General features: G+C 65.1%; 24 protein-coding genes. 12 read left to right on the forward strand and 12 right to left on the reverse strand.

What is annotated here, in order from left to right:
- Positions 1-97: 97 nt before the first annotated feature.
- Positions 98-433 (forward strand): nuclear transport factor 2 family protein, encoded by a 336-nt coding sequence (locus tag H4I97_RS04430; protein WP_182306722.1) that lies wholly within the window; start codon positions 98-100, stop codon positions 431-433.
- 38 nt (positions 434-471) lie between these two features.
- Here H4I97_RS04430 and H4I97_RS04435 read toward each other — a convergent pair whose 3' ends face one another.
- From H4I97_RS04435 to H4I97_RS04450, 4 genes are read right to left on the reverse strand one after another with little or no spacing between them, the layout of a single operon-like run.
- Positions 472-2,541 (reverse strand): hypothetical protein, encoded by a 2,070-nt coding sequence (locus H4I97_RS04435; RefSeq protein ID WP_182306723.1) that lies wholly within the window; start codon positions 2,539-2,541, stop codon positions 472-474.
- 2 nt (positions 2,542-2,543) lie between these two features.
- Positions 2,544-5,345, reverse strand: a complete 2,802-nt coding sequence (locus tag H4I97_RS04440) for a DUF4159 domain-containing protein (protein WP_182306724.1) — start codon at positions 5,343-5,345, stop codon at positions 2,544-2,546.
- The gene (locus tag H4I97_RS04445; protein WP_182306725.1) at positions 5,342-6,259 is read right to left on the reverse strand and encodes a DUF58 domain-containing protein; all 918 of its coding nucleotides are present in this window, start codon (positions 6,257-6,259) and stop codon (positions 5,342-5,344) included. The genes H4I97_RS04440 and H4I97_RS04445 overlap by 4 nt, the downstream gene beginning before the upstream one ends.
- A 13-nt stretch (positions 6,260-6,272) precedes the next feature.
- A complete protein-coding gene (locus tag H4I97_RS04450; protein WP_182306726.1) occupies positions 6,273-7,286 on the reverse strand; it encodes an AAA family ATPase in 1,014 nt (337 codons plus the stop codon).
- Positions 7,287-7,444: 158 nt separating this feature from the next.
- Here H4I97_RS04450 and H4I97_RS04455 point away from each other — a divergent pair, with 158 nt between their 5' ends.
- Genes H4I97_RS04455 through H4I97_RS04465 form a run of 3 tightly spaced genes read left to right on the forward strand, consistent with a single transcriptional unit; the run spans position 7,445 to position 9,959 of the window.
- Entirely contained in the window at positions 7,445-8,062 is a 618-nt protein-coding gene (locus tag H4I97_RS04455) for a DUF1285 domain-containing protein (protein WP_182306727.1), read from the forward strand.
- On the forward strand, positions 8,059-8,706 hold the full coding sequence (locus H4I97_RS04460) for a CoA pyrophosphatase (protein WP_182306728.1): 648 nt from the start codon (positions 8,059-8,061) through the stop codon (positions 8,704-8,706). The genes H4I97_RS04455 and H4I97_RS04460 overlap by 4 nt, the downstream gene beginning before the upstream one ends.
- The gene (locus H4I97_RS04465) at positions 8,703-9,959 is read left to right on the forward strand and encodes a CCA tRNA nucleotidyltransferase (protein ID WP_182306729.1); all 1,257 of its coding nucleotides are present in this window, start codon (positions 8,703-8,705) and stop codon (positions 9,957-9,959) included. The genes H4I97_RS04460 and H4I97_RS04465 overlap by 4 nt, the downstream gene beginning before the upstream one ends.
- 6 nt (positions 9,960-9,965) lie before the next feature.
- Here H4I97_RS04465 and H4I97_RS04470 read toward each other — a convergent pair whose 3' ends face one another.
- The 3 genes from H4I97_RS04470 to hemF all read right to left on the reverse strand — a co-directional run bounded on the left by H4I97_RS04470 (position 9,966) and on the right by hemF (position 11,553).
- Positions 9,966-10,154: a DUF1059 domain-containing protein gene (locus tag H4I97_RS04470; RefSeq protein ID WP_182306730.1), complete on the reverse strand. Its 189-nt coding sequence runs from the start codon at positions 10,152-10,154 to the stop codon at positions 9,966-9,968.
- 108 nt (positions 10,155-10,262) lie between these two features.
- Positions 10,263-10,535, reverse strand: a complete 273-nt coding sequence (locus H4I97_RS04475; protein WP_244658714.1) for a hypothetical protein — start codon at positions 10,533-10,535, stop codon at positions 10,263-10,265.
- Positions 10,536-10,638: 103 nt separating this feature from the next.
- Positions 10,639-11,553, reverse strand: coding sequence for an oxygen-dependent coproporphyrinogen oxidase (gene hemF, locus H4I97_RS04480; RefSeq protein ID WP_182306731.1), 915 nt, complete (start codon positions 11,551-11,553; stop codon positions 10,639-10,641).
- A gap of 164 nt (positions 11,554-11,717) precedes the next feature.
- Here hemF and H4I97_RS04485 point away from each other — a divergent pair, with 164 nt between their 5' ends.
- Both H4I97_RS04485 and H4I97_RS04490 read left to right on the forward strand, forming a co-directional pair.
- Entirely contained in the window at positions 11,718-11,978 is a 261-nt protein-coding gene (locus tag H4I97_RS04485; protein ID WP_182306732.1) for a hypothetical protein, read from the forward strand.
- A 143-nt stretch (positions 11,979-12,121) separates the two neighbouring features.
- Entirely contained in the window at positions 12,122-13,075 is a 954-nt protein-coding gene (locus H4I97_RS04490; protein WP_182306733.1) for a flagellin N-terminal helical domain-containing protein, read from the forward strand.
- Positions 13,076-13,112: 37 nt separating this feature from the next.
- Here the strand turns inward: H4I97_RS04490 and H4I97_RS04495 are convergent, their stop codons facing one another.
- The 3 genes from H4I97_RS04495 to H4I97_RS04505 all read right to left on the reverse strand — a co-directional run bounded on the left by H4I97_RS04495 (position 13,113) and on the right by H4I97_RS04505 (position 15,342).
- Positions 13,113-14,249, reverse strand: a complete 1,137-nt coding sequence (locus H4I97_RS04495; RefSeq protein WP_182306734.1) for a cell envelope biogenesis protein OmpA — start codon at positions 14,247-14,249, stop codon at positions 13,113-13,115.
- An 81-nt stretch (positions 14,250-14,330) separates the two neighbouring features.
- Positions 14,331-14,795: a redox-sensitive transcriptional activator SoxR gene (gene soxR / locus H4I97_RS04500; RefSeq protein ID WP_182306735.1), complete on the reverse strand. Its 465-nt coding sequence runs from the start codon at positions 14,793-14,795 to the stop codon at positions 14,331-14,333.
- Positions 14,796-14,874: 79 nt separating this feature from the next.
- Complete coding sequence (locus H4I97_RS04505; RefSeq protein ID WP_182306736.1) at positions 14,875-15,342, reverse strand: tRNA (cytidine(34)-2'-O)-methyltransferase; 468 nt, start codon at positions 15,340-15,342, stop codon at positions 14,875-14,877.
- 384 nt (positions 15,343-15,726) lie between these two features.
- Between H4I97_RS04505 and H4I97_RS04510 the strand changes: the two genes are divergently transcribed.
- The 6 genes from H4I97_RS04510 (at position 15,727) to H4I97_RS04535 (ending at position 23,379) form a co-directional block, all read left to right on the forward strand.
- Complete coding sequence (locus H4I97_RS04510) at positions 15,727-17,586, forward strand: ABC transporter ATP-binding protein (RefSeq protein ID WP_182306737.1); 1,860 nt, start codon at positions 15,727-15,729, stop codon at positions 17,584-17,586.
- Between the two features lie 116 nt (positions 17,587-17,702).
- Entirely contained in the window at positions 17,703-19,616 is a 1,914-nt protein-coding gene (locus H4I97_RS04515) for an ABC transporter ATP-binding protein (RefSeq protein ID WP_182306738.1), read from the forward strand.
- Between the two features lie 338 nt (positions 19,617-19,954).
- Complete coding sequence (gene petA, locus H4I97_RS04520) at positions 19,955-20,533, forward strand: ubiquinol-cytochrome c reductase iron-sulfur subunit (protein WP_182306739.1); 579 nt, start codon at positions 19,955-19,957, stop codon at positions 20,531-20,533.
- 13 nt (positions 20,534-20,546) lie between these two features.
- Positions 20,547-21,815: a cytochrome b gene (locus tag H4I97_RS04525; protein WP_182306740.1), complete on the forward strand. Its 1,269-nt coding sequence runs from the start codon at positions 20,547-20,549 to the stop codon at positions 21,813-21,815.
- Between the two features lie 23 nt (positions 21,816-21,838).
- Positions 21,839-22,717: a cytochrome c1 gene (locus H4I97_RS04530; protein WP_182306741.1), complete on the forward strand. Its 879-nt coding sequence runs from the start codon at positions 21,839-21,841 to the stop codon at positions 22,715-22,717.
- 119 nt (positions 22,718-22,836) lie between these two features.
- On the forward strand, positions 22,837-23,379 hold the full coding sequence (locus tag H4I97_RS04535) for an adenine phosphoribosyltransferase (RefSeq protein WP_182306742.1): 543 nt from the start codon (positions 22,837-22,839) through the stop codon (positions 23,377-23,379).
- 19 nt (positions 23,380-23,398) lie between these two features.
- Here H4I97_RS04535 and H4I97_RS04540 read toward each other — a convergent pair whose 3' ends face one another.
- On the reverse strand, positions 23,399-23,881 hold the full coding sequence (locus tag H4I97_RS04540; protein WP_182306743.1) for a MaoC family dehydratase: 483 nt from the start codon (positions 23,879-23,881) through the stop codon (positions 23,399-23,401).
- Complete coding sequence (locus H4I97_RS04545) at positions 23,878-24,348, reverse strand: MaoC family dehydratase (RefSeq protein WP_182306744.1); 471 nt, start codon at positions 24,346-24,348, stop codon at positions 23,878-23,880. Before H4I97_RS04545 ends, H4I97_RS04540 begins: the two co-directional genes overlap by 4 nt.
- Positions 24,349-24,389 lie beyond the last annotated feature (41 nt).

Below are 24,389 nucleotides of genomic sequence, written 5' to 3' on the forward strand. Positions count from 1 at the left end.
TGCAATAACCATCTCGGCCACACCGCGCCGTCACCCCGCCCCGCTCCGGAACTTCCTCGTCGTCCCGACATTTTCAAGGACATGAAAGGAGGTCGGCATGATGGATTTCTGGAAGACGGAAGAGCGTCTCTGGCGCGAGGGTGTCGCGGCTTACGAAGAACTGATGACCGGGGACTGCATCATGGTGTTCGGTCCCGTCGGAATTCTGGAGCGCGACCGGATCGTCGAGAGCATCCGGGCCGCGCCGCGCTGGTCCGCTATCGAAATGTCGGAGCAGATCGTGCGGGAGCATGGCGGCAAGGTGGTGATCCTGGCCTACCGTGCCCGGGCGGAGCGTGAAGGCGGCGGGGCTTATGAGGCCTATTGTACGTCGACCTATATCCGCGAGGGCGACATCTGGCGGATTGCACAGCACCAGCAGTCGCCGGTCTAGAGTCGATCGACATTCGGGTTTCAGGCGGGCGGACGGCTTTACCGTCCCTCCCGCCACCACATGGCCGACATCGCGAGCAACAGCACGGCGAGGCCGGCGAAACCGGCAAAGAGCGGCAGCGTGTCGATTCCCTTCAGTACCGTCTCGTCGGTCATGCGGATCAGCATCCGCTTGTCGTCGCTGACGCGGATGTCGCTTCTGACCGGCAGGATATCGGGGATGCGCAAGCCGCCGCGGCCGTCGTCGAGCCGTCCGAGGTAGCCCTTGCTGCGCTCGGCGACCGGTTGCAGCGCCTCGGTCGTCGAGATCATCGCCTTGAATTCCTGCGCATCGGCAGCGCCCACATGGGCGAGCGTCGAGAGCTCGCCGTTGGTGATCTTGAAGAGGCCGGTCTCGTCCATCCGCTTTTCACCGCGGTAGAGGCCGGGGGCGATCTCGGTGAGCGGCAGGTTCTCGGTCTTGCCCGAGGGGGATTCGACCACCGCCGCGCCCGGCGCGTCACCGATCGTCTGGCGGGTCACTTCGAGCAGGTGTCCGGCTGCCTTTGCCGTCAGGGCCTCTTCCTCGAGTTCCGGTTCCTTCATCAGCCAGTGGGCGATGCGGCGATAGAGCGAGACATGCGGGCCGCCGCCCTCGAAGCCGCGCGCCCAGAGCCAGCCTTGGTCGGAGAGCAGCATGGCGACGCGGCCTTCGCCGGCGCGGTCGAGCACCAGGAGCGGGCGGTCGCCGTCGCCGGTCATCACCGTCTCGCCCTTCGGCGGCTCGACGTCGACGGTGCGGAACCAGCGGCCCCAGTGCGGCGGCTCGGCTGTCGAACCGTCGAGGCCGCGGGTGACGGGGTGGCGCTTGCCCTTTTCGGAGAGCCGCGGATAGAAGCCGACCTCGTGCATCGTGCCGAGGGGGGCGGCCGGCAGCACGGTTTCCAGTGGCGTCAGCGCGATCGAATCCTCGCTTGCGTGCTCGGGGCCTGCGGCGATCAGCAGTGCGCCGCCCTTCTTCACGTATTCGGCGATGTAATCGTAATAGAGGATCGGCAGCACGCCGCGGTGCTGGTAGCGGTCGAAGATGATGAGGTCGAAATCCTCGATCTTCTCGACGAAGAGCTCCCGCGTCGGGAAGGCGATCAGCGACAGCTCGTTGATCGGCGTGCCGTCCTGCTTTTCCGGCGGCCGCAGGATGGTGAAATGCACGAGGTCGACCGAGGCGTCGGATTTCAGCAGGTTGCGCCAGGCGCGCTCGCCGGCATGCGGCTCACCCGAGACGAGCAGCACGCGCAGGTTCTCGCGGATGCCCTGGATGAGATGGACCGCCTGATTGTTTGCTTCCGTCACCTCGCCGGGGACCGGATCGACGGTAAGTTCCACCACATTGGTGCCGCCGCGCGGCACTTTGAACGGGAACGGCGTCTCCGCTCCGGGCGTCGCGTCGACGGTCGCCGTCTGCTCGCCGTTGACCGAGACGGTCACCCGCGCCGGCGCGTTGGTCGAACGCCCGTCGTCGAAGACGCGGAAGGTCAGTTCCTGCTCTTCCCCGACGATGCCGAAGCGGGGCGCGCGCAAGACCTCGATGCGCCGGTCGTGCTCGTCGGCCTTGCCGGTGACGAGGCCGTGCACGGGCCCTGCGAAGCCGAGCGACTGGCCGGCGCCGGGCACGTCGTGCACCTGGCCGTCGGTCAGCAGGATCGCGCCGCCGACCCGCGCCGGCGGTACGTCGGAAATCGCCGAGTTCAGGGCCTCGAAGAGCCGGGTCGAGGGCGAATCCGAATTCTCCGCGGCGCCGGCCTCGACGATGCGCGGCTCGATGAGCGGAAAGCGCGACAGACGCTCCTTGAGCGCGGCCAGTGCCTTGTCGGTCATTTCCCGCCGTCCCGCCGTCTCCTGGCTCTGGCTGCGGTCGACGACGACCGGCACGACGGTCGTCAATTGCTCGCGATTTTCCTGAAGCAGCAGCGGGTTGGCCAGTGCGGCAAGCACGGCGAGCGCAGCAAGGAAGCGCAGCGCCGTTCCCCGAACGGAGGCGCGGAAGCCGAGCGCGGCAAGCGCAAGCGAAATGATCGCGAGGGCGGCGAGGAAAGGGATCGGCAGGAAGGGGGCGAACTCGATCGTCATCGTCACTGCCCCAGCCGTTCGAGGAGGGCAGGAATGTGCACCTGGTCGGCCTTGTAGTTACCGGTCAGCATGTACATCATGATGTTCACGCCGGCGCGGAAGGAAAGCTCCCGCTGCCTTTCGTCGGGTGGCACGGTCGGCAGCATGGAAGCGCCGTTGGCGTCGATCGCCCAGGCCCCGAGCAGGTCGTTGCCGGTGATGAGGACGGGCGAGACCCCGTCGGCCGATGAAACCACGCCGCTATTGCTGTTTCGCGCCTCCTGGCGTGCTTCCACCCAGAGCGGGCTGCCGCTGTAGCGGCCGGGAAAGCCCGTCAGCAGGTAGAAGGAGCGCGTCAGCACGTGGTCCGAGGGCACCGGTTCGAGCGGCGGAATGTCGATATTGGCGAGGATCGCCCGCAGCCGCTCGCCGTTCGGGCTCGGGCCCTCGTCACTGCCGAAGCTCGCATACTGGTCGCGCGTATCGAAAAGAACGGTGCCGCCCGCACGCATATAGGCGTCGATCCGGTTGATCGCGGCGGCCGAGGGCATCGGCGCCGTCGCCGAGACCGGCCAGAAGATGATCGGATAGAAGGAAAGCTCGTCGGTCTCGATGTTGAGTCCGACCGGCTCGGCGGGTTCGAGTGTCGTGCGGTAGGTCAGGAATTCGGTGAGGCCTGCAAGCCCGCGTTCGGAGAGACTGTCGACGTCCGGCTCGCCGGTGACGACATAGGCGAGATGGGTGTTGTCGAGCCGCTCCAGAAGCTTCTCGTCGCCGGGACGGGCATCGGCCGCATGGCCGCTGTCCGGGTGGAAAGCGAGGACCGCGGTCAGGGCAATCGCCGCTGCGAGGCCCTGGCGGCGACGCCCGCCGGCGAAGACGCCGTTCATGAAGAGCACGATCAGGCTGTCGGCGAGCAGAGCCAGGAAGGCGAGCGCGAGCAGCGGCGGCTTCAGCGGCGTCGCGGCATCGCCGGCGAGCGTCTCGCGGGTCACGGCCGCCGCCGGATCTACGGGAAGCGGCAGCAGTTCGGCTCCGGGTTCGAGCAGGTTCAGCGCGACGAAGCCGTCCTCGCTGCCGTAGAGGCCGGGCGGATTGTCGAAGGTTGCCGCGGTGGGGCGGCCGGCGCCGAGATTGATCGGTCTCGCCGTCGCGGTGTCGGTGGTCATCGCGCCGCGCGCCGTCAGCAGGCGGTAGGGCGGCAACGTCGCGGCCGCGGTGTCGTTGCCCTCGGCGCCCGCGCCGGCATGCGACAGCTGCACGATACGCCGCAGCATCTCGACGAATTCGCCCGAGATCGGCAGGTCGGACCAGGTGGCCTCGGCGCTGACGTGGAAGAGGACGATGCGGCCGGCGCCGTTTTCCTTGACCGTCACCAGAGGCGTCCCGTCGTTGAGGCTCGCCCAGGTGCGTTCCTGAAGGTCGGGGGTGGGTTCGGCCAGCACCTGACGCTTGATCAGCACGCCCTCCGGCTTCTTCATGCCGGCGAAGGGACCGGTTTTCGGGAATTCCGCGAGCGGCTGCGGCTCCGCCCAGGACATGGCCCCGCCGAGCACGCGCTCCCCCTGCCGGAGTACGACCGGCAGCAGCGGGTCGTCGGCGGGCGCGGCGGCGAGCCGCGGGCCGGCAAAGCGGATGACGGTGCCGCCCTTGGCGATCCAGCGCTGGAGCGGTTCGTAGAGTTCGCCGGGCAGGCGGCCGATGTCGGCGAGAATGATCACCGACGGGTTCTGCGCCAGGAGTTCCGGGATCGCGGCGGCAAGATCGGCATTGTTCGAGCGGACGAGGTCGGCATAGGGCGCGAGCGCGCGTTCCGTGTAGTAGAGCGGCGAGAGCAGCGGCTGGAAGCCGTCGTCCGGTTCGCCGGAAATCATCGCCACGCGTCGGCGACGGAAGCCGTCGTCGAGCAGGTGTGTGGCGCCGGCATTGGCGGCACCGGTGACGGTAAGCCGGGTGAAGTCGTTGCGCAGCTCGAACGGTGCGGCGACGGTCGCCTTGGCGACCGTCTCGCCGGGCGAAAAGCGTGCCTCACCGGTGGCAATTACCCGGCCTTGCCGGTCCTGCGCATCGACCGTCAGGCGGCTCTCTCCGGCGGAAGCCAGCCTGGAAACCGTGACGTCCAGCTCGTTTGCACCGTTCACGGCGTTGGTGATCGCGACGGCGCCGCGTCCGTCGCCTTCGACGAGACGCAGTTGCCGGGGCGCGAGCGCGGCGAGTTGCTTGACCGTATCATCCCCGGCGGTGGCGGCGACGCCGTCACTCAGGAAGACGAGCGAGCCGGGCGCGGTTCCGTCGAGCGCTTGCTTGAGAGCGGTGATGGCGCGGGGACGATCCGGCCTCAGCGGTTTCGGTCCGGCGGCACGCAGCTTCTTCAGCGCGGCGGCGGCCGTTCCCGGAACCGCGTCGTGGGTCGCGTCGGCGGTGAAGGCGATTGCGACCGGAATGTCTTCGCCGTCCGCTTCGGCGATCAGGCCCTCGGCCGTCGCAACGCGGCGGTCCCAGTCGGCGGCGGCCGCCCAGCTGTTGTCGACGAGCAGGACCAGCGGGCCGTCGCCCGAAACGGATGCGGTGCGCGGATTGAGCACCGGATCGGCGAGCGCGAGGATCACGAGGGCGGCGATCACCATTCTGAGCAGCGTCAGCCACCAGGGGCTCTTGTCCGGCGTCTCCTCGCGCTTCAGGACGGTCGCGAGGATGCGCAGCGGCGGGAAAACCTCCGTCCGCGGCCGCGGCGGCGTGAGCTTCAGGAGCCACCAGATGAGCGGCAGGGCGGCGAGCGCAATGAGGATGGCCGGCGTTCCGAAGGCGAGGGGTAGAAAGCTCATCGCACTCCTCCCGCTGGCTGCGGCGGATTGCCGGAAAGATACATGTGGACGGCGACGAGCGCCTGCGATGCGGGCTGGTCGGTGCGGTGGGCGACGAAGCTCCAGCCGAGCCGCCGCAGCGCTTCGCCGAGGCTCTCGCGGCGGGCGAAATAGGCGCGGCGATAGTCTTCCTGCAGCCGCTCGGCACGGCCGGAGACAAGCTTCTCGCCGGTTTCCGGATCGGTGAAGATCGTCCGCCCGCTATAGGGAAAGGATTCCTCTGCCGGGTCGGCGATCTCGACCACATGGCCGCGCAATCCGCGCCGGGCAAGCGGCGCGATCCGTTCCATGATCCGGTCGGCATCGTCGAGGAAATCGCCGATGAGCACGATGTCGCTGATCCCGCGGATCATCGCCGTCTCGGGCAGGCCCGCGGTCGGCGGGGTGTGCATGATCGTGGCGGCGAGCCGTTCGGCGGCATTGCGCGAGGAAACGGGGTCCATCACGCCCGGACAACCGATGCGCTCGCCCGAGCGGGCGAGGATTTCGGCGAGCGCCAGCATGATGACGAGTGCGCGCCCTTCCTTCGAGACCGGTGCGAAGGAGGACCGGTACATCATCGACGGCGACATGTCGGCCCAGAGCCAGACGGTGTGGGCGGCCTCCCATTCGCGGTCGCGGACATATGTATGGTCGTCGCGGGCCGAGCGCCGCCAGTCGATCCGCGAGAGGCTCTCGCCTTCCGCATAGGGGCGGAATTGCCAGAAATTTTCGCCGATGCCGCGCTTGCGGCGTCCGTGCCAGCCGGCGATTACCGTGTTGGCGATCCGCCGCGCCTCGACCATGCAGTCGGGAACGAGCGCGGCGCGCTGGCGCGCGCGCGTCAGAGCATCGCTTCCGGAGGTCTGCTCGACGATCTGGCCGATTGCTGCCACGCTGACTGCCTTTCTAGCCCCGTGCCTGCTTCACGAGGTCGAGGATCACGTCGCGCACCGTCATGCCTTCCGCGCGGGCGGCAAAGGTCAGGGCCATGCGGTGTTCGAGCACGGGCTCGGCGAGTGCCATGACGTCGTCGAGGGAGGGCGCGAGCCGCCCCTCGTAGAGCGCGCGGGCGCGGGCGCAGAGCATCAGCGCCTGTCCGGCACGCGGGCCGGGACCCCAGGCGACGTTTTTGTCCGTGCCGGCGTTGCCGTGGCCCGGGCGGGCGGAGCGGACGAGCGCCAGGATCGCATCGACCACGGTTTCCGAGACGGGCATCTGGCGGATCAGCTTCTGGATGTCGATCAGCCGTGCCGCATCGATGACGCTCGACGGCTTCGCATCGGTAACGCCGGTGGTTTCGAGCAGGATCTGCCGTTCCGCCGAAAGCTCCGGATAGCCGACGTCGACCTGCAGCAGGAAGCGGTCGAGCTGCGCCTCGGGAAGCGGATAGGTGCCTTCCTGCTCCAGCGGGTTCTGGGTCGCGAGCACGTGGAAGGGGGAGGGCAGATCGTAGTGCTGTCCGGCGATGGTGACATGATACTCCTGCATGGACTGCAGCAGTGCCGACTGGGTGCGCGGGCTCGCGCGGTTGATCTCGTCGGCCATCAGGAGCTGCGCGAAGACCGGTCCCTTGACGAAACGGAAGGACCGCCGGCCGGTCTCGTCCTGGTCCATGACCTCGGTGCCGAGAATGTCGGATGGCATCAGGTCGGGGGTAAACTGAATGCGGTTCGCCTCGAGCCCCAGCACGCTTCCGAGCGTCGAAACGAGCTTGGTCTTGGCAAGGCCCGGTACGCCGACGAGCAGCGCATGGCCGCCCGAGAGGATGGCGAGCAGCGTGTTTTCGACCACGCGCTCCTGGCCGAAGATCACCTTGGAAACTTCCCGGCGCACCTCGGCGATGTCGGACAGCGCCTTCTCGGCGGCGGCGATGATGGCCTTTTCGTCGAGCAAGGGTTCGGCCGACTTCATCATGCCCATGATCTTCTCCCTCTGGTTCCGGCGTCAGGCCCTTCGTACCATGCCACCGTTCTTCCGTCGCATCTAAAAGAAGTTATTCCCCAATCGGCGGCTGACAAGCGTGCGCGGAATGACTATCTCGTGACAGACAGCGAATATCGGCAAACCGGGACGCAAAGATGGCAGGCGAAACCCTGAAGGCAACGACGGATGCGGCCGGACTGGCGGCGCTGGTCGCGCGCGCCTCCACCCAGACGGCGGGCAGGGGGCTGCCGCCGGTCGAGCGCTGGAACCCGCCGTTCTGCGGCGACATCGACATGGAAATCCGTGCCGACGGAACCTGGTTCTACATGGGAACGCCGATCGGACGCGAGGCGCTGGTGCGCCTGTTCTCGACCGTTCTGAGGAAGGACGAGGACGGCAGGACCTACCTGGTGACGCCCGTCGAGAAGGTCGGCATCCGGGTCGAAGATGCGCCGTTCCTCGCTGTCGAAATGGTTCCCGGCGAACGCGACGGCGAACCGGTTCTCACCTTCCGCACCAATGTCGGCGATGTCGTCGAGGCGGGAGCGGACCACCCCTTGCGTTTCGTCGTCCACGGCGAGAACCACGAACTGAAGCCCTACCTTCATGTGCGCGGCCGGCTGGAGGCGCTCGTGTCGCGCGCCGTGATGTACGATCTCGTTGAACGCGGCGAGGTGGTTGTGATCGACGGGGTGGAGATGTTTGCGGTGCGCTCCGCCGGCGAAATCTTTCCCGTCATGCGGGCGAACGAACTGGATGCGTTGTCGCGATGACGTCACGGACACTTCTATCAAGTTTTTCGGCCGCCGATTTCCGGCACAGGGCGCTGAACCAGATCGGCGCTCCGCTCGAGCATGCCTGGCGCGAGCACGGCGACCATCTGCTCAATCCGGAGACTTTGGCCGAGATCGAAGGAATTCAACTCAAGGACGCCGCGGTGCTGGTCCCGGTCGTCGACGACGGCGATGAGGGTGCCAAGGTGATCCTCACCCAGCGGACGACGCGGCTGCGCAAGCATTCCGGCCAGATCGCCTTTCCCGGTGGCGGCATCGACGACACCGACGTCTCGCCCGAGGAGGCGGCGCTGCGCGAGGCGCAGGAGGAGATCGGTCTCGATCCCGCCTATGTCGAAACAGTCGGGCGGCTGCCGCAATACCTCTCGGCGACCGGCTTTCGCATCATCCCGGTGCTCTCCGTCGTCAGCCGAGGCTTCACCATCACGCCCAACCCGCATGAGGTGGAAAGCGTCTTCGAAGTGCCGCTCTCCTTCCTGATGAACCCGGAAAACCACCAGCGCGACAGCCGCGACTGGCGCGGTATCCTCCGCCACTACTACGTGATGCCTTATGGCGAGCGCTATATCTGGGGCATCACGGCCGGCATCATCCGCACGCTCTACGAAAGGCTCTATGCATGACCAACCTGTCGCAGGAGCCCTGGTTTCGCGACCCGGCACTCATCCGTGTCATGGACCTCCTGAATGCAGAGGGCGGCGAGGGACGGGTCGCGGGCGGCGCCATCCGCAACAGCCTGATGGGGCTTCCCGTCGCCGATATCGACATTGCGACGACGCTGGAGCCGGAGGATGTGATCGCGCGGGCGAAGGCCGCCGGCATCAAGTCCGTGCCGACCGGCATCGACCATGGTACGGTGACGCTGGTCGTCGACGGCAAGCCGTTCGAGGTGACGACGCTTCGCCATGACGTGGAAACCGACGGGCGGCGTGCGACGGTGAAGTTCGGGGCGGATTGGCAGGCCGATGCCGAGCGGCGGGACCTGACGATCAATGCCCTCTATGTCGACCGGGCGGGCGAGGTGATCGACCTCGTCAACGGCCTTCCTGACGTCGAGACGCGGACGGTGCGGTTCATCGGCGACGCCGACAAACGCATTGCCGAGGACTATCTGCGTATCCTGCGGTTCTTCCGCTTCTTCGCCCATTACGGTGCCGGGCGGCCGGATGCCGAAGGGCTGAAGGCCTGCATGCGTGCGCGCGGCAAGCTTGCAACGCTTTCGGCCGAGCGGATCTGGTCGGAAATGAAGAAACTGCTCAAGGCCTCCGACCCGAGCCGCGCGCTTTTGTGGATGCGGCAATCCGGCGTGCTCACCGAGATCCTGCCGGAGACGGAGAAGTGGGGGATCGACGCGATCCACGGGCTGGTTGCCGCCGAACAGGCGCTCGGCTGGGAGCCCGATCCTATGCTGCGGCTCGCGGCAATCGTTCCGAAGGATGCCGGGCGGCTTGCGGCCATGGCCGAACGGCTGCGGATGTCGAAGGCGGAAGCGCGCTATCTCGATCATTTCGCGCGTGCGCCGAAGCCGGACATCGCGGTCAAGGATACTGCGTTCGACCGCGACCTCTACCTCCACGGCAAGGAGGGGCTCACGACGGCCCTAAAGCTCGAACTTGCCACGGTGCGGGCGAAGGGCGAGGACGACCCGGCGATCATGGCGCGGGTTGCGCGGCTCTCGGCACTTCTGAAGCGGGCCGAAACCTTCGAGAAACCGAGCTTTCCGGTCAGCGGCGCCGACCTCGTCGCTGCCGGCATTCCGCCGGGGCCGGCAGTCGGAAAGGCCCTGAAAGCGCTGGAATCGGAATGGGTTGCCGGCAATTTCTCAATGGACCGGGCAAGCTTGCTCGCCCGGCTCAAGGAGATGAGTGTTTCCTGATCGGGTTCAGGCCGTCGCCTTCTCGGTCGTGACGATGCGGGCCTTGATGTTCTCGATCATGTTCTCGCGGATGATGGTTTCGCCATGCGCGGTCCGCATATGCTCGACCGCGCGGCGGACGACTTCCGCCTCCTCGTCCGCCCGGGTATGCCACGGGCAGCCGGGTACGAGCGAACCGCATTCAAACAGCTTCATGGCCTTCTCCTCTTTGTTCTGGTTTCGACCAATCTATTATAATCGGCGGGATTGGTCATAGGTTCCCTCCCGCCGGTGCGACGGTCGACAGGGCTGCCGAACGGGTGGCTAGACCTGCTCGGGCATGGCCCAGGCGTTGAAAACCGACGGGGTTGCCTTCGGCTTCCAGCCGCGGATCAACGTTCGCGCCGTGTCCGCCGTATCGAGTGCGCTCAAATCGCTTCCCACAAGACGCAATTTAACCTGTTCCACGAAGTAGGAGTGGGGAAGGTCGACGCCGCCGGAGGCCCTGAGTTCTTCGGCGAGACGGTCGATGATGCGTTCGGCTTCGGCAGCGTTTTCGTTGTTTTTTGGAGTGGGAGTGCCAATCGAACGAGCCATTGCATTTCTCCTCCTGCAAACTGCCGGGGAGGATAGCATGGCATTAGGAATCACTAAACTATAAAATTCGTTAGAAGTCGTGAATTGATCGCCACGACAGTGCTCACGGCCAGCGCACGACTGGAGGCATCGAGGACAGGATCGACTCGACGTTTCCGCCGGTCTTCAGCCCGAAGATCGTGCCGCGGTCGTAGAGGAGATTGAACTCGACATAGCGCCCGCGCCGGACGAGCTGTTCGTCGCGGTCGGCCTCCGTCCAGTCGTTGTTGAAGTTCGCGCGTACGATCCGCGGGTAGGCGAGATTGAACGCGCGGCCGACATCCTGCACGAAGGCGAAATCGGCAGCCCAGCCGCCCTGTTCGGGCCCCGAATGCAGCCAGTCGAAAAAGATGCCGCCGATGCCGCGCGGCTCGTTGCGGTGCTTCAGGAAGAAGTATTCGTCGCACCAGGTCTTGAAGCGCGGATAGTCCGCGACGGCGGCATGCTTGCCGCAGGTGATCTCCATCGCGCGGTGGAAAAGACGGCTGTCGGGATCCTCCTGCGTTCGCCGTCTGTCGAGCACCGGGGTGAGGTCGGCGCCGCCGCCGAACCACTGGCTGGTGGTGACCACCATGCGCGTGTTCATGTGAACGGCGGGAACGTTCGGATTGACCGGATGGGCGATCAGCGAAATGCCGGAAGCCCAGAACCGCGGATCCTCCTCGGCACCGGGCATCTGTTTGCGGAATTCGGGCGAGAACTCGCCGTAGACGGTCGAGGTGTGGACACCGACCTTCTCGAAGACGCGGCCTTCCATCATCGACATCCGGCCGCCGCCACCCGCACCGCCTTCGCGCAGCCAGTCCTTGCCGACGAACCGCCCGGGCGGCTGGTTGGAAAGCGGTCCCGCCAGCTCCTGTTCGAGCGTTTCGAAGGAGGCGCAGATGGTGTCCCTCAGCGTCTCGAACCAGGCGCGCGCCTCGTTCTTCTTCTCTTCGATGTTCTCGGGCAATTCCCGTGGCAGGTCGGGTCTTTCCATTCCATAAATCCTCGTCTCCGGCCGTCCTGAACGAGTCGGCCGCATCGCTCCATGGCTTAGCAGGTCGCCCGGCGGCGAGCCAGAGAGGCTCACCGCCGTCCCCCGAATTTCGACTCGCAAACGGGCGGCTGCGCGACTACATTTCAAGGCAGGCGAGGTGTTTCATGACGAAGATGCCCGGCTTGCCGCCGCTTGACGGTCTCAGGAAGGAAATCGCCAAACATCGAAGGGCCAGGTCCCGTTCCGAGACCGGGCATTTTGTTCGCGAGACCTTCTGCCTGTCGCGCGAGGAGGCGAGGGCCAAGGCCAAGGAATGGTTTGATGCCTTCCCGAAGGCCGCCTACTGGACCGAGGTCGAAAGCTGGCGACAGCTCGAGGGCGACCGGATCGAATTCACCATGCGGCGCCTTCCCTCCGCCGACTGACCTTTTCTGGTCCTATCCGGGGTTTTTGTTTTCCGGTGCCGGGAACCGATAAAACTTTACCGATGCGCTGAAAGTTTTCGAAAGGCCGCTTTGGCACTCTCCGGGCATCTGTCCGCAATGATTCCGGAAAGCATCACGAGAGAATGAGTCTCCTGCAGCCCCTGTCCTCCGCCGCAACGTTTTCGCGCAGCGAACGTGTCGCGACATCCGCTGTCGTGCCGGCTCGCGCCGTCGCCGCACGCAAAGTCGACGTGCCTGCCGAAAACGACGGATACTGGTCGATCACCGCAAGCCTGGGGACGAGCAGCCTTTCCCTGTCGAGCGCCGCAGATGCGACGGGGCGTGCCGCCGCGCTCACCGACATCGCCGCTCTCGGCATCGAGACGACCACCGGCATCGTCATGGACATCCGTGACCGGCTGATAGAGGCACGTTCGCCAGGCGCCGACCGCAATGCACTGAATGCGGAGATCGGCGTGCTGAAGGACCAATTGGCGGCGACCGCCGCCTCGAGCACCTATGACGGACAGAACTGGCTCCATCTCGAGGCGGGGCAGCGGCCGAAGGTGCAGTCCGTCGTCGCCTCCGTGTCGCGGTCGGGACCGGGCGAGCTTGCCGTCAATCTCGCGGATTTCGATACCGGCCGGTCCGCGGTCACCAGCAGCGAGAACGCGGCCGACGGTGTTCTCACACGCGCCCATGCCGGGCTGACCCGCAGCGGCGGGGGCTACGCCTACTTCTTGCTCGACACCAATGCCGCCGTTCCGCCGTCCTCTCCCGCACGCGAGGTCGCTCTCGCCGACAGTACGAGTTCGACGGAGCTCGAAGGAATGATTGCTGCGGTCGACAGCATGCTGACTGGTCTCTACGAGGCCGGCGCCTCGCTCGGGGTCATGCGCAAGGGCATCGCCGACGATGACGGCTTCCTCGACAGCATCCCGGAGATGACCGAAACCACCGTCGGCGAACGCATCGAAACGGGTATGACCGGTGGCGAGGCCTTGCGTGCGGCGCTGCAGGTCCGCGACCAGCTTCAGTCAGCCGGCCTCAATATCGCGAACGGCGACATGCGGGCGCTTTCCGATCTGTTCCGCTGACTCCTTCTCTTCGTCCGTGCGGTGGCGGGCGCCCGCCTCAGTGGATGGAATCCTTCCTGGGAGTCTTGCGCCTCGTGGCGGGTTTGCGTGCAGCCGCCGCCGGAGCGCTTCCTGGCACAGTCGGGACTACTTCGTCCTTCGCGGTGTCGGCGGTTTCCGCGACCGGGACGTCTTCTGCAAGAGGCTCGATGTCCACCGGTGCCGGCGTGGCGGTCTCGATGACGGCGGGCAGGCTCTTCCCGACGATCTCCTGCAATATTTTCGTGACGTGCAGCGAACCCGGCAGGTCGGTGTTCGTCGAATGTCCGGCGAGCGGCACGCGGATATCGGTGTCGATCTGCGGCCGCGAATTGACTTCGCCGTACCAGTCCAGCTCGCCGACCACGTCGATGACGTCGGTGAACTCCGGCGGCATGACGATCCGTCCGCCGAAGGTCACGATGCGCAGTCCCTCGGCAAGCGTGCGGAGGCGCTGGCGGTTTGACCGCCGCAGCGCGTAGAGCGCTTCGGAGAGCGCCCGGTTGCCGCTCGAATGGGCCGCCAGCATATGGAAGGAAAGACGCGGATCGCCGAGCAGTTCCGCGGCCGTGTCCGCGTCGAGGCAGGAGCGGCGCTCGGGCTCCGGCTTCAGGTTGCGCTGCTGATAGGCGCCGAGCTGCGGGCGACCGACCGCATCGTCCAGCGTTTCCATCTGGCTGCGGAAATGCCCGAGCCAGCCGAACAAAAAGCCGCCGCCCATCGTCTCCATGACGACGTCGCCGAGGCCATAGCCCGAAACGATCGCCGCCACAGGCGCGCCGACGGCATCCGCGACATTGCGGGCGAAGGCCGCCGCACCGATGGCCGAACCGCCGACGCCGGCGATCGCCAGCACATGGACGTCCTTGCCGCCGCGCAGCAGGTATTCGTCAACGCTGTCGCAGAGGGTCAGCATGCCGGCGCCGGTCGGCGGCACGATCATGATCAGCCCCTCGGCGGTGATGGAGTCGCTGATATAGAAGACTTCCTCGGACGACAGCGCCTTGACGTCATAGAAGAGAGCGTCGAGACCGGTGTTGCGCGTTCTCAGCGCCTCCAGCGTCACGTTACGGAAGGGCCGGTGTTGGAGTCTTTCGGGAAAGCTCAGGCTGCGGGCGAACTGCGTCAAGCCCAGGGTGAATGCCGTATCGAACATAAGGCCACCTCGTCGTTCTTTCGCGCTGCAGCATGACACAATGGCCGGACTTCGCCAAGCGCGTGTTTGCCGCAGCCGTCTTCAACTTTCGAGCAGATGCGGCCCGCCGCCCTTTTCGGCCAGCGTGTCCATCGGATTTCGGAGCGGACAGTCGCTCATCGAAAGGCAACCGCAGCCGATGCAGCCGGTCAGGTGGTCCCTGAGCGACTGCAGCTGATCGATCCGCCGTTCGAGCGCGTCGCGCCAGCGTTCGGAAAGCTGCCTCCAGTCCTCGGCCGTCAGCGGCCGGTCGTGCGGCAGCACGGAGAGCGCCTCGCCGATCTCGGCAAGAGGGATACCGGTTTTCTGTGCAACCTTTATGACGGCGACGCGCCGGAGCACCGAACGCGGATAGCGGCGTTGATTGCCGCGATTGCGGTTGCTGTGGATCAGACCCTTGGCCTCGTAGAAATGCAGCGTCGATACGGCAACGCCGCTGCGCTCGGCGACCTCGCCGACGCTCAGTTCGCGGCGGGGCATTTCGGAACCGGATTTCTTCGCACCCATGTTGACCTCAATATTGGTTGAGGTCTTATACGGTCAAACATGCGCCTTTCCAAGTGGCGGCAGAGATGCCGGTTCGCAGTCAGCTTTGCGCGAACCTGGTCTGCCGCAGGGCCTCGCCGGCGATCATCGCCGCCGACATGGCGACGTTGATCGAGCGTTGGCCCGGCACCATCGGGATGATGACGCGCGCCTCGGCGGCGTCATGGACGAGTTCGGGAACGCCGGCGCTTTCCCGGCCGAGGAGCAGGATGTCGTCGGAGCGGAAGGCAAAGTCAGTATAGGGCGTGGCGGCCCTGGTCGATGCGAGGACCAGCCGGCGGCCGGTCGTCGCCCGCCATGCCTCGAAGCGTTCCCAGTTGACGTGACGGGCGAGCGAGACCGAGTTGAGGTAGTCCATGCCGGCGCGTTTCAGGTTGCGGTCGGAGATGTCGAAGCCCGCCGGTTCGATGATGTCGACGCCGAGGCCGAGGCAGGCGGCGAGGCGAAGGATGGTGCCGGTGTTGCCGGGAATGTCCGGCTGGTAGAGGGCGATGCGCAGAAAGGTCATGGCGACATCCTTAGGGCAGGTGGAACCGCAAGCTCAAGTGCCGGTTCGGAGGACCGGCGATCTGTGGTCAACGGGCAACACCGCCGCGGCGATGCATGCAGAAGGAGCAGATTGATGCTTTTCAATTCAGCGGGAGACGGCTACGTTTCGCATCTCTTCAACACGCAGCAGGGAGGCCTTGATGATATCCACTGGCGTTATTTGCCTCCCGGTCCCGGACATGCATCCGACGGCGTGGTAGCGATCAGCTCGCTCCTTTTCTGATTTTCCGTTTTGTTCAAGGCGCAGTCCCGATGGTTTGCGCCGTCCGTTCAAACCCCTGATTCCGTTCGTTGCGGCATATGCCGCCCGGTGTCGACAGGGGCAAGACGACTGGAGATATTCATGTTTGGCTGGTTCGAACAGCGACTCAATCCCTATCCGGCGGGCGTTCCGGCCCTGCCGCCGAAGGGGCTCTTCCGCTTCTGCTGGTACTATTCAAAGCCCGCGGCCCCGTGGCTCCTCGGCGTGGCCATCTGTACGGCACTGATCGCCGTCGGCGAGGTGACGCTCTTCCGCTTCCTCGGCGACATCGTCGACTGGCTTTCCAAGGCCGATCGCGAGACCTTCCTGCAATCGGAGGCCCCGCGGCTCCTCGGCATGGCGCTCGTCGTCCTCGTCGGGCTGCCGCTCGTCGTGGCGATCGACTCGTTCATCATGCACCAGGTGCTACTCGGCAACATGCCGATGATCGCGCGCTGGCAGATGCACCGCTTCCTGCTCCGGCACTCGATGACGTTCTTTGCCAACGAGTTCGCCGGGCGCGTGGCGACCAAGGTCATGCAGACCTCGCTCGCGGTCCGCGAAGGGGTGATGAAGGTGCTCGACGTCTTCGTCTACGTCGTCACCTATTTCATCTCGATGATCGTGATCGTCGCCACGTCCGATCTGAGGCTTGTCGCGCCGCTCGTCGTCTGGGTGGTCGTCTACGTGTCTATCGTCAGCTATTTCGTTCCTCGGCTGCGGAAGGTATCGGCCGACCAGGCGGATGCGCGCTCGATGATGACGGGCCGGATCGTCGACAGCTACACCAACATCGCGACGGTGAAGCTGTTCTCCCACGCAGGACGCGAGGAAGACTATGCCCGCAACGGCATGGACGAGTTCCTCGTCACCGTGCACCGGCAGATGCGGATGGTGACGCTCTTCCACGTGTTCGTCTACATCAACAACTGTATCGCGCTCTTCGCCGTAGGGTCGCTGTCGATCTCCTTCTGGCTGGGCGGCTCGATCTCGGTCGGCGCCATCGCCATCGCCATCGGCCTTGCCATGCGCATCAACGGCATGTCGCAATGGATCATGTGGGAGGTCTCGGCGCTCTTCGAGAACATCGGCACGGTCTATGACGGCATGAAAATGATGACGAAGGCGCACGACGTCGTCGATGCACCCGGCGCCAAGGCGTTGACGGTGGAGAAGGGCGAGATCGTCTACGATCACGTCCGCTTCCACTACGGCAAGGCGCAGGGCGTCATCGAGGACTTTTCGCTGGTTGTGAACCCGGGCGAGAAGGTCGGTCTGGTCGGCCGCTCCGGCGCCGGCAAGACGACGTTGATGAACCTGCTCTTGCGCTTCTACGATCTCGAGAAGGGAAAGATCGTGATCGACGGCCAGGATATCGCGAACGTGTCGCAGGACAGCCTGCGGTCGATGATCGGCGTCGTCACCCAGGACACTTCGCTCCTGCACCGTTCGATCCGTGACAACATCGGCTACGGCCGTCCGCAGGCGAGCGATGCCGAGGTGATCGAAGCGGCGAAGCGGGCGAATGCCTGGGAGTTCATCGAAGGGCTCGTCGACTACAAGGGCCGCATCGGCCTCGATGCCCAGGTCGGCGAACGTGGCGTCAAGCTTTCCGGCGGCCAGCGGCAGCGCATCGCGATCGCCCGGGTGTTCCTCAAGAACGCCCCGATCCTGGTGCTCGACGAGGCGACCTCGGCGCTCGACTCGGAGGTCGAGGCGGCGATCCAGGAAAGCCTGTTCTCGCTGATGGAGGGCAAGACGGTGATCGCGATTGCCCACCGGCTCTCGACGCTGACGCAAATGGACCGGCTGATCGTGCTCGACAAGGGCCGGATCATCGAGACAGGCACCCATAGTGAACTGGTGTCGCTCGGCGGCATCTATTCCGACCTCTGGAGCCGCCAGTCGGGCGGCTTCCTCGCCGATCGCGACCTCGAGGAGACGGAGCAGGCGGCGGAGTAATTCTGCCGCCTGCAAAGACGACGGGCTCATGCCTCCCGGCTGCTGCTGCCGCATCCATTCGTGGTGCGGCGGCAGCCGTCCTTTCCGCCGGCCGGGAATCCGCCTATATCCCTTCCATGCTGTTTCGTCCGATCGCCCGCCTCTTCGAGAACTGGATCGACCCCTTCGCGCGTTCGGACGACCTTCGTCCGCCGGAAGGAACCGCGGCGTTCATTTGGTTCTACGTGCGCCAGGCGAAATGGGCGTTCGTGGCCATGGCCATTCTCGGCGGCGCCGTCGCCATGCTGGAGGCGGCGCTCTTCTGGTTCGTTGGCCGGCTGGTGGATCTCCTCGATACCGTGCCGCGCGGTGCCGGGTGGGACGGGCTCATTGCCGCGCACGGGGTGGAGCTTGCCGTTATGGCACTGACCGTGCTCGTCGTGCGCCTCGTCGTGGTGACGCTCGGCGCGCTGGTCGAGGAACAGGTGATCGTCCTCAACTTCTTCAATCTCGTGCGCTGGCAGGCACATGTGCATGTCGCGCGGCAGGCGCTTTCCTTCTTCCAGAATGATTTTTCCGGCCGCATCGTCACTAAGGTCTGGTCGGCGGGGCAAGCGACCGGCGACCTGATGACCTCGCTGCTGCAGGTCGCCTGGTTCATGGTCATCTACACGGTCTCGACCATGGCGCTGGTCGCCCAGCTCGACTGGCGGCTGGCGGCGGTCATCGCCGGCTGGGTGGTCATCTTCCTCGTGCTTGCGCGCTATTTCGTCCCGCGCATCCGCCGCCATGCGCGGGCGACGGCGGAGGCCGCCTCGATGCTGAACGGCCGGCTCGTCGACAGCTATTCCAACATCCAGACGTTGAAGCTTTTCAGCCGCGAGCGCGAGAACGATCATTATATCCGCGCCGGCTTTGACCGGTTCCAGGCGACGCTCACGCCCTTCGCCCGGCTCCTGACCGGCGTGCGTGCAGCCCTTGCGACGCTCTCCGGCGTGATGATCCTGATGGTTGCTTCCCTTTCGGTGGACCTCTGGTTCAAGGGCGCGGTCACCGCCGGCGGCGTTGCCTTCACGCTCGGCCTCGTGCTGCGCCTCAACATGCTGCTCGGCCGCATGATGACGCAGATGAACAGCATCATGCGCAACATCGGCACGATCCAGAACTCCGCGGAACTCGTCTCGAAGCCGCTGGCGCTCGTGGATCGTCCCGGAGCCGCGAAGCTCAAGGTGGCGCGGCCGGAAATCCGCTTCGAGGACGTCTCCTTCCACTACGGCAGGAAGAGCGGCGTCATCGATCACCTGACGCTGACCGTCCGGCCCGGCGAGAAGGTCGGCATCGTCGGACGCTCGGGTGCCGGCAAGTCGACGCTCGTCAACCTGCTCTTGCGCTTCTACGACCTCGAAGGCGGGCGCATCCTGATCGATGGGCAGGACATCGCGACCGTGACGCAGGAAAGCCTGCGCCGGCAGATCGGCATGGTGACGCAGGATACCGCGCTGCTCCATCGCTCGATCCGCGACAACATCCTCTTCGGTCGCCACGATGCCGACGAGGCACAGCTCGAGCGGGCGGCGGAACGGGCCGAGGCACTCGATTTCATACAGAGGATCGAGGACCAGCGCGGACGCCGCGGCTTCGATGCGCATGTCGGCGAACGCGGCGTGAAGCTTTCCGGCGGCCAGCGCCAGCGGATCGCCATCGCCCGCGTGATGCTGAAGGATGCGCCGATCCTGGTGCTGGACGAGGCGACCTCGGCGCTCGACAGCGAGGTCGAGGCGGCAATCCAGTCCAATCTCGACCGGTTGATGCAGGGGAAAACCGTGCTGGCGATCGCCCACCGGCTGTCGACGATCGCGGCCCTCGACCGGCTCGTGGTGATGGACAAAGGACGGATCGTCGAGGAGGGGACCCATGCCGAACTCGTCGCCGCGGGCGGGCTCTATTCCGAACTCTGGGCGCGCCAGTCCGGCGGTTTCCTCGGCGCGGGTGAGCGCGACGGAGGCGAGGGCAGGGTGTCGTCCGTCCCGGCGCAGATGCCGCGGCGCTGAGCACGGAAGCCTCGCCGGGGCGGTGCCGGCCGCGTCAAATGCGGTAAGCCGGAGCCGGTAAAGCTGACGAATGACAGGCGGGGAGGCGTCCTCTACGCCTTTCGGCGGAGGCCTGATGTCGCCTGAAAGCCCCTCATGTGACGCGAAGAGACCTGTCCCAAGATTTTCCGCGACATTGTGCCCCCATCCCCCTGCCAAGACTGGACATATTTCGATATCGGGCTTAGAACGCGCCAAATTGGCGGGGAATCTGTGGCGCAACTGTGTCTGCGCGCAGGCTTCCTGTCGCGGAGGCAATGCGGTTTATCGCAGAATTTTGCGAAGAGGATGGTTTGACCGTGAGCGAACACGACATCAATAGCGAGACCTTGGGCGAGCCTTCTCGCCGCGATTTTCTTTATCTGACGACCGGTATGGCCGGTGTGGTCGGTGCCGCTGCGGTTGCCTGGCCGTTCATCGACCAGATGCGTCCGGATGCCTCGACGCTGGCCCTCGGTGCGATAGAGGTCGACGTCTCGGCGCTTGAGCCGGGCATGTCCCTCACGATCAAGTGGCGCGGCAAGCCGGTGTTCATCCGCAACCGCACCGACAAGGAAGTCGAAGAGGCCAAGGCTGTCGCGCTCGCCGATCTCAAGGATCCCATCGCGCGCAATGCCAATGTCGATCCTTCGGCCGAAGCCACCGATCTTGCTCGCTCTGCCGGCGAAGGCAAGGAAAACTGGCTCGTGATGGTCGGCGTCTGCACCCACCTGGGCTGCGTGCCGCTCGGTCAGGCCGGGGATTTCGGTGGCTGGTTCTGTCCCTGCCACGGCTCGCACTACGACACCGCCGGTCGTATCCGCAAGGGTCCTGCCCCGCAGAATCTTGCCGTTCCTACCTTTGCATTCGTTTCCGATTCTGTGATCAAGATCGGTTGAGGGGATTCATAATATGAGTGGTCATTCTAGCTACCAGCCGTCCAGCGGCCTCGGGAAGTGGGTCGACGCGCGACTGCCTCTGCCGCGCATGGTCTATGACAGTTTTGTCGCTTATCCCGTTCCCCGCAACCTGAACTATGCCTATACGTTCGGCGCGATGCTGTCGGTGATGCTCGTCGTGCAGATCCTGACCGGCGTCGTTCTCGCCATGCACTACGGCGCGGAAACAACGATCGCCTTCAACTCGGTCGAAAAGATCATGCGCGACGTCAATCACGGTTGGCTGCTGCGCTACATGCACGCCAACGGCGCGTCGTTCTTCTTCATCGCCGTCTATCTCCACATCGCCCGCGGCCTCTACTACGGCTCCTACAAGGCGCCCCGCGAAATCCTCTGGATCCTCGGCGTGGTCATCTATCTTCTGATGATGGCGACCGGCTTCATGGGCTATGTCCTGCCCTGGGGTCAGATGTCCTTCTGGGGCGCGACCGTCATCACCGGCTTCTTCACCGCCTTCCCGTGGGTCGGTGAGTGGATCCAGCAGTTCCTGCTTGGCGGCTTCGCCGTCGACCAGCCGACGCTCAACCGCTTCTTCTCGCTGCATTACCTGCTGCCGTTCATGATCGCCGGCGTCGTCGTCCTGCACGTCTGGGCGCTGCACGTCACCGGCCAGACCAACCCGACCGGCGTCGAAGTAAAGTCGAAGACGGACACTGTTCCGTTTACGCCTTATGCGACGCTCAAGGATGCCTTCGGCGTTTCGGTCTTCCTGATCGTCTATGCCTGGTTCATCTTCTACCTGCCGAACTACCTCGGTCACCCCGACAACTACACGATGGCCGATCCGCTGAAGACCCCGGCCCACATCGTTCCGGAATGGTATTACCTGCCGTTCTACGCGATGCTGCGCGCCATCACCTTCAACGTCGGCCCGATCGACTCCAAGCTCGGCGGCGTTCTGGTGATGTTCGGCTCGATCATCATTCTCTTCTTCCTGCCCTGGCTCGACACCTCCAAGGTCCGCTCGGCCGTCTACCGTCCGTGGTACAAGCTGTTCTTCTGGCTGTTCGTCGCCGACTGCATCCTGCTCGGCTGGCTCGGCTCGCGTCAGCCTTCGGACCTCTACACGCTGATGGCCCAGCTCGGCACGCTCTACTACTTCGGCTTCTTCATCGTGATCATGCCGCTGCTCGGCCTGTTCGAAAAGCCGCGCCGCGTTCCGAACTCGATCACCGAGGCGGTCCTCGAAAAGAGCGGCAAATCCGTCGCAACCCAGGCCTGAGTGCGCGAAAGAGGGATCATAAGATGAAAAAGCTTGTAACGAGCATCGCGCTGATCGCCGCCATGGCGGGCTTCGGCGCCTCTTCCGCGGTCGCGCAGGAAGCAACCGATGTGGCTGCGGCGGCAGAACACGCCGCGGCCGCCGGCCACTACCCGATCTTCAAGCCGAAGAATGTCGACTGGACCTTTGCCGGCCCGTTCGGCAAATACGACAAGGGCCAGCTTCAGCGCGGCCTGAAGATCTACAAGGAAGTCTGCTCGGCCTGTCACTCGATGAACCTGGTCTCGTTCCGCACGCTCGAGGACCTCGGCTACTCGGAAGAACAGGTCAAGGCGTTCGCCGCCGAGTACGAAGTCCAGGACGGCCCGAACGCCGATGGTGAGATGTTCACCCGCAAGGCTGTTCCGTCCGACCACTTCCCGTCGCCGTTCCCGAACAAGGAAGCGGCAGCCGCCGCCAACAACGGTGCTGCTCCGCCGGATATGTCGCTGCTCGCCAAGGCCCGCGGCATCGAACGCGGTTTCCCGACCTTCATCTTCGATATCTTCACCCAGTATCAGGAAGGTGGTCCGGACTACATCTACTCGCTGCTGACCGGCTACCAGGATGCCCCGGAAGGCGTCACCGTCGCCGACGGCACCTACTTCAACCCGCACTTCGCCGGTGCCGCAGCACTTGCCATGGCGCCGCCGATCAGCGACGACCAGGTGACCTATGACGACGGCACCCCGCAGACGCTCGACCAGTACGCCAAGGACGTCTCGGCCTTCCTGATGTGGGCTGCCGAGCCGCACCTCGAAGAGCGCAAGCACACCGGCTTCATGGTCATGGTGTTCCTCGCGATCTTCACTGCTTTGGTCTACCTGACGAAGAAGTCGGTCTACGCGAACAAGGAACACTGATCCTCGCGATCAGAGCTTCGAAAGGCGGCCTTCGGGCCGCCTTTTTTGTTGGTCGGAAAAGCCGGACTTGCTACTGTCCGGCGCAATCTTCCCGAAATGTGAATGACACTGGACAGACAATGAGCAACTTCGCGCTTGAGCTCGCATCCTCCATCCGCTCGATCCCCGATTATCCGAAGCCCGGCATCGTCTTTCGCGACATCACCACGCTGCTCGGCAACCCGCGGGCCTTCCGCCGGGCGGTCGATGCGCTCGTGCATCCCTATGCGGGCATGAAGATCGACAAGATCGCCGGCATGGAGGCGCGTGGCTTCATTCTCGGCGGCGCCGTCGCCCACCAGCTTTCCGCCGGTTTCGTGCCGATCCGCAAGAAGGGCAAGCTTCCCCACGACACGGTCAGGATCGCCTACAGCCTCGAATACGGCGTCGACGAGATGGAGATGCACGTGGATGCCGTCGAGCCCGGCGAGAAGGTGATCCTCGTCGACGACCTGATTGCGACCGGGGGCACGGCGGTCGGCGCGGTCCAGCTCCTGCGTCAGATCGGCGCCGACGTCGTTTCCGCCTGCTTCGTTATCGACCTGCCGGATCTCGGCGGGCGCAAGAAGCTCGAGGAGCTTGACGTCGAGGTACGGACGCTCGTCGAATTCTCCGGCCACTGAGCCCGGTGGGTTACCGCCTTCAGGCTCCGTCTTCCGGCACGAATTCGAGAATGTTGCTCTTGAACCGCAGCACCGGCTCGCCGTTCTGGTTCAAGCCTTCCGCAAGTCCGGTATTGAGGATGAGCCCTGGCCGGGAGGCCAGCGGCCGGCTGTCAAGACTTGTGAGCGAATAGCTGACGACATCGCCCACATAGACCGGCTTCAGCCATTGCAGCTCGGCGAACCCCGGGGAGGGGCCGAGATTCGGCGGCACGATGCCCTCGGCGACAAGGCGTTTCGTCTCGTTCCTCCAGAAGTCGATGAAGCATCGCATCCAGCAGGCGCAGGTATGCCAGCCGGAGGCGCAGAGCGCCCCGAAGACGTAATTCTTCGCCGCCTCCGGATCGACGTGGAAGGGTTGCGGGTCGAACTTTTCGGCAAAACGGACGATGTCTTCGGCGGAGAAGGTCGCCGAGCCGAGCGCGAAGCGCGTGCCGGCGGGGTAGAGGTCGAGCATCCTCATGCGGAGGCCTTTTCGGGGTTGCGCTGACGCACCATGATGGAATTGCGGGCGGAAAGGACGAGCTCTCCGCGCTGGTTGAAAAGCTCGTGGCCGAAGGTCACGATCCCGAGGCCGGGGCGCGAGCGCATCGGCCGGGCGGCCTCGACCGTCGAATGTCCGCTCAGCGTATCGCCGGCGAGAACCGGCTTTCGCCACTGCATGACGTCGATCCCCGGCGCCCCTTCCGAGGCCGTCGCCAGCACGTAGCTGTCGATCAACATGCGCATAAAGAGGCTGCTCGTGTGCCAGCCCGAGGCGGAGAGGCCGCCGAGAATGCTGGCTTTGCCGGCCTCCTCCGAGAGATGCATCGGCTGCGGATCGAATTCCTTCGCGAACTGGATGATCTCCGCGGCGGTCACCGTCCGAGGGCCGAGCTCGAAGCGTCGCCCGGGCGTGAAGTCCTCGTAGTGGAGCCGTTCGGCCTGCATCCGCTGTTTCCTCTGTCCGCCAAGTGTGCACAATGGAACTT

It is taken from the genome of Ciceribacter thiooxidans (assembly GCF_014126615.1).
Lineage (GTDB): Bacteria > Pseudomonadota > Alphaproteobacteria > Rhizobiales > Rhizobiaceae > Allorhizobium > Allorhizobium thiooxidans.

Excerpts from the sequence above, each read along its gene's own strand:
- H4I97_RS04545 (WP_182306744.1), bottom strand. The coding sequence starts at position 24,348 with ATGCAGGCCGAACGGCTCCACTACGAGGACTTCACGCCCGGGCGACGC.
- H4I97_RS04515 (WP_182306738.1), top strand. The coding sequence starts at position 17,703 with ATGCTGTTTCGTCCGATCGCCCGCCTCTTCGAGAACTGGATCGACCCC.
- H4I97_RS04495 (WP_182306734.1), bottom strand. The coding sequence starts at position 14,249 with ATGTTCGATACGGCATTCACCCTGGGCTTGACGCAGTTCGCCCGCAGC.
- H4I97_RS04490 (WP_182306733.1), top strand. The coding sequence starts at position 12,122 with ATGAGTCTCCTGCAGCCCCTGTCCTCCGCCGCAACGTTTTCGCGCAGC.
- H4I97_RS04460 (WP_182306728.1), top strand. The coding sequence starts at position 8,059 with ATGACGTCACGGACACTTCTATCAAGTTTTTCGGCCGCCGATTTCCGG.
- H4I97_RS04450 (WP_182306726.1), bottom strand. The coding sequence starts at position 7,286 with ATGGGCATGATGAAGTCGGCCGAACCCTTGCTCGACGAAAAGGCCATC.
- H4I97_RS04485 (WP_182306732.1), top strand. The coding sequence starts at position 11,718 with ATGACGAAGATGCCCGGCTTGCCGCCGCTTGACGGTCTCAGGAAGGAA.
- H4I97_RS04525 (WP_182306740.1), top strand. The coding sequence starts at position 20,547 with ATGAGTGGTCATTCTAGCTACCAGCCGTCCAGCGGCCTCGGGAAGTGG.
- H4I97_RS04540 (WP_182306743.1), bottom strand. The coding sequence starts at position 23,881 with ATGAGGATGCTCGACCTCTACCCCGCCGGCACGCGCTTCGCGCTCGGC.
- H4I97_RS04465 (WP_182306729.1), top strand. The coding sequence starts at position 8,703 with ATGACCAACCTGTCGCAGGAGCCCTGGTTTCGCGACCCGGCACTCATC.
- hemF (WP_182306731.1), bottom strand. The coding sequence starts at position 11,553 with ATGGAAAGACCCGACCTGCCACGGGAATTGCCCGAGAACATCGAAGAG.
- H4I97_RS04505 (WP_182306736.1), bottom strand. The coding sequence starts at position 15,342 with ATGACCTTTCTGCGCATCGCCCTCTACCAGCCGGACATTCCCGGCAAC.
- H4I97_RS04470 (WP_182306730.1), bottom strand. The coding sequence starts at position 10,154 with ATGAAGCTGTTTGAATGCGGTTCGCTCGTACCCGGCTGCCCGTGGCAT.
- H4I97_RS04435 (WP_182306723.1), bottom strand. The coding sequence starts at position 2,541 with ATGACGATCGAGTTCGCCCCCTTCCTGCCGATCCCTTTCCTCGCCGCC.
- H4I97_RS04455 (WP_182306727.1), top strand. The coding sequence starts at position 7,445 with ATGGCAGGCGAAACCCTGAAGGCAACGACGGATGCGGCCGGACTGGCG.
- H4I97_RS04530 (WP_182306741.1), top strand. The coding sequence starts at position 21,839 with ATGAAAAAGCTTGTAACGAGCATCGCGCTGATCGCCGCCATGGCGGGC.
- H4I97_RS04475 (WP_244658714.1), bottom strand. The coding sequence starts at position 10,535 with ATGGCTCGTTCGATTGGCACTCCCACTCCAAAAAACAACGAAAACGCT.
- soxR (WP_182306735.1), bottom strand. The coding sequence starts at position 14,795 with ATGGGTGCGAAGAAATCCGGTTCCGAAATGCCCCGCCGCGAACTGAGC.
- H4I97_RS04430 (WP_182306722.1), top strand. The coding sequence starts at position 98 with ATGATGGATTTCTGGAAGACGGAAGAGCGTCTCTGGCGCGAGGGTGTC.
- H4I97_RS04535 (WP_182306742.1), top strand. The coding sequence starts at position 22,837 with ATGAGCAACTTCGCGCTTGAGCTCGCATCCTCCATCCGCTCGATCCCC.
- H4I97_RS04510 (WP_182306737.1), top strand. The coding sequence starts at position 15,727 with ATGTTTGGCTGGTTCGAACAGCGACTCAATCCCTATCCGGCGGGCGTT.
- H4I97_RS04440 (WP_182306724.1), bottom strand. The coding sequence starts at position 5,345 with ATGAGCTTTCTACCCCTCGCCTTCGGAACGCCGGCCATCCTCATTGCG.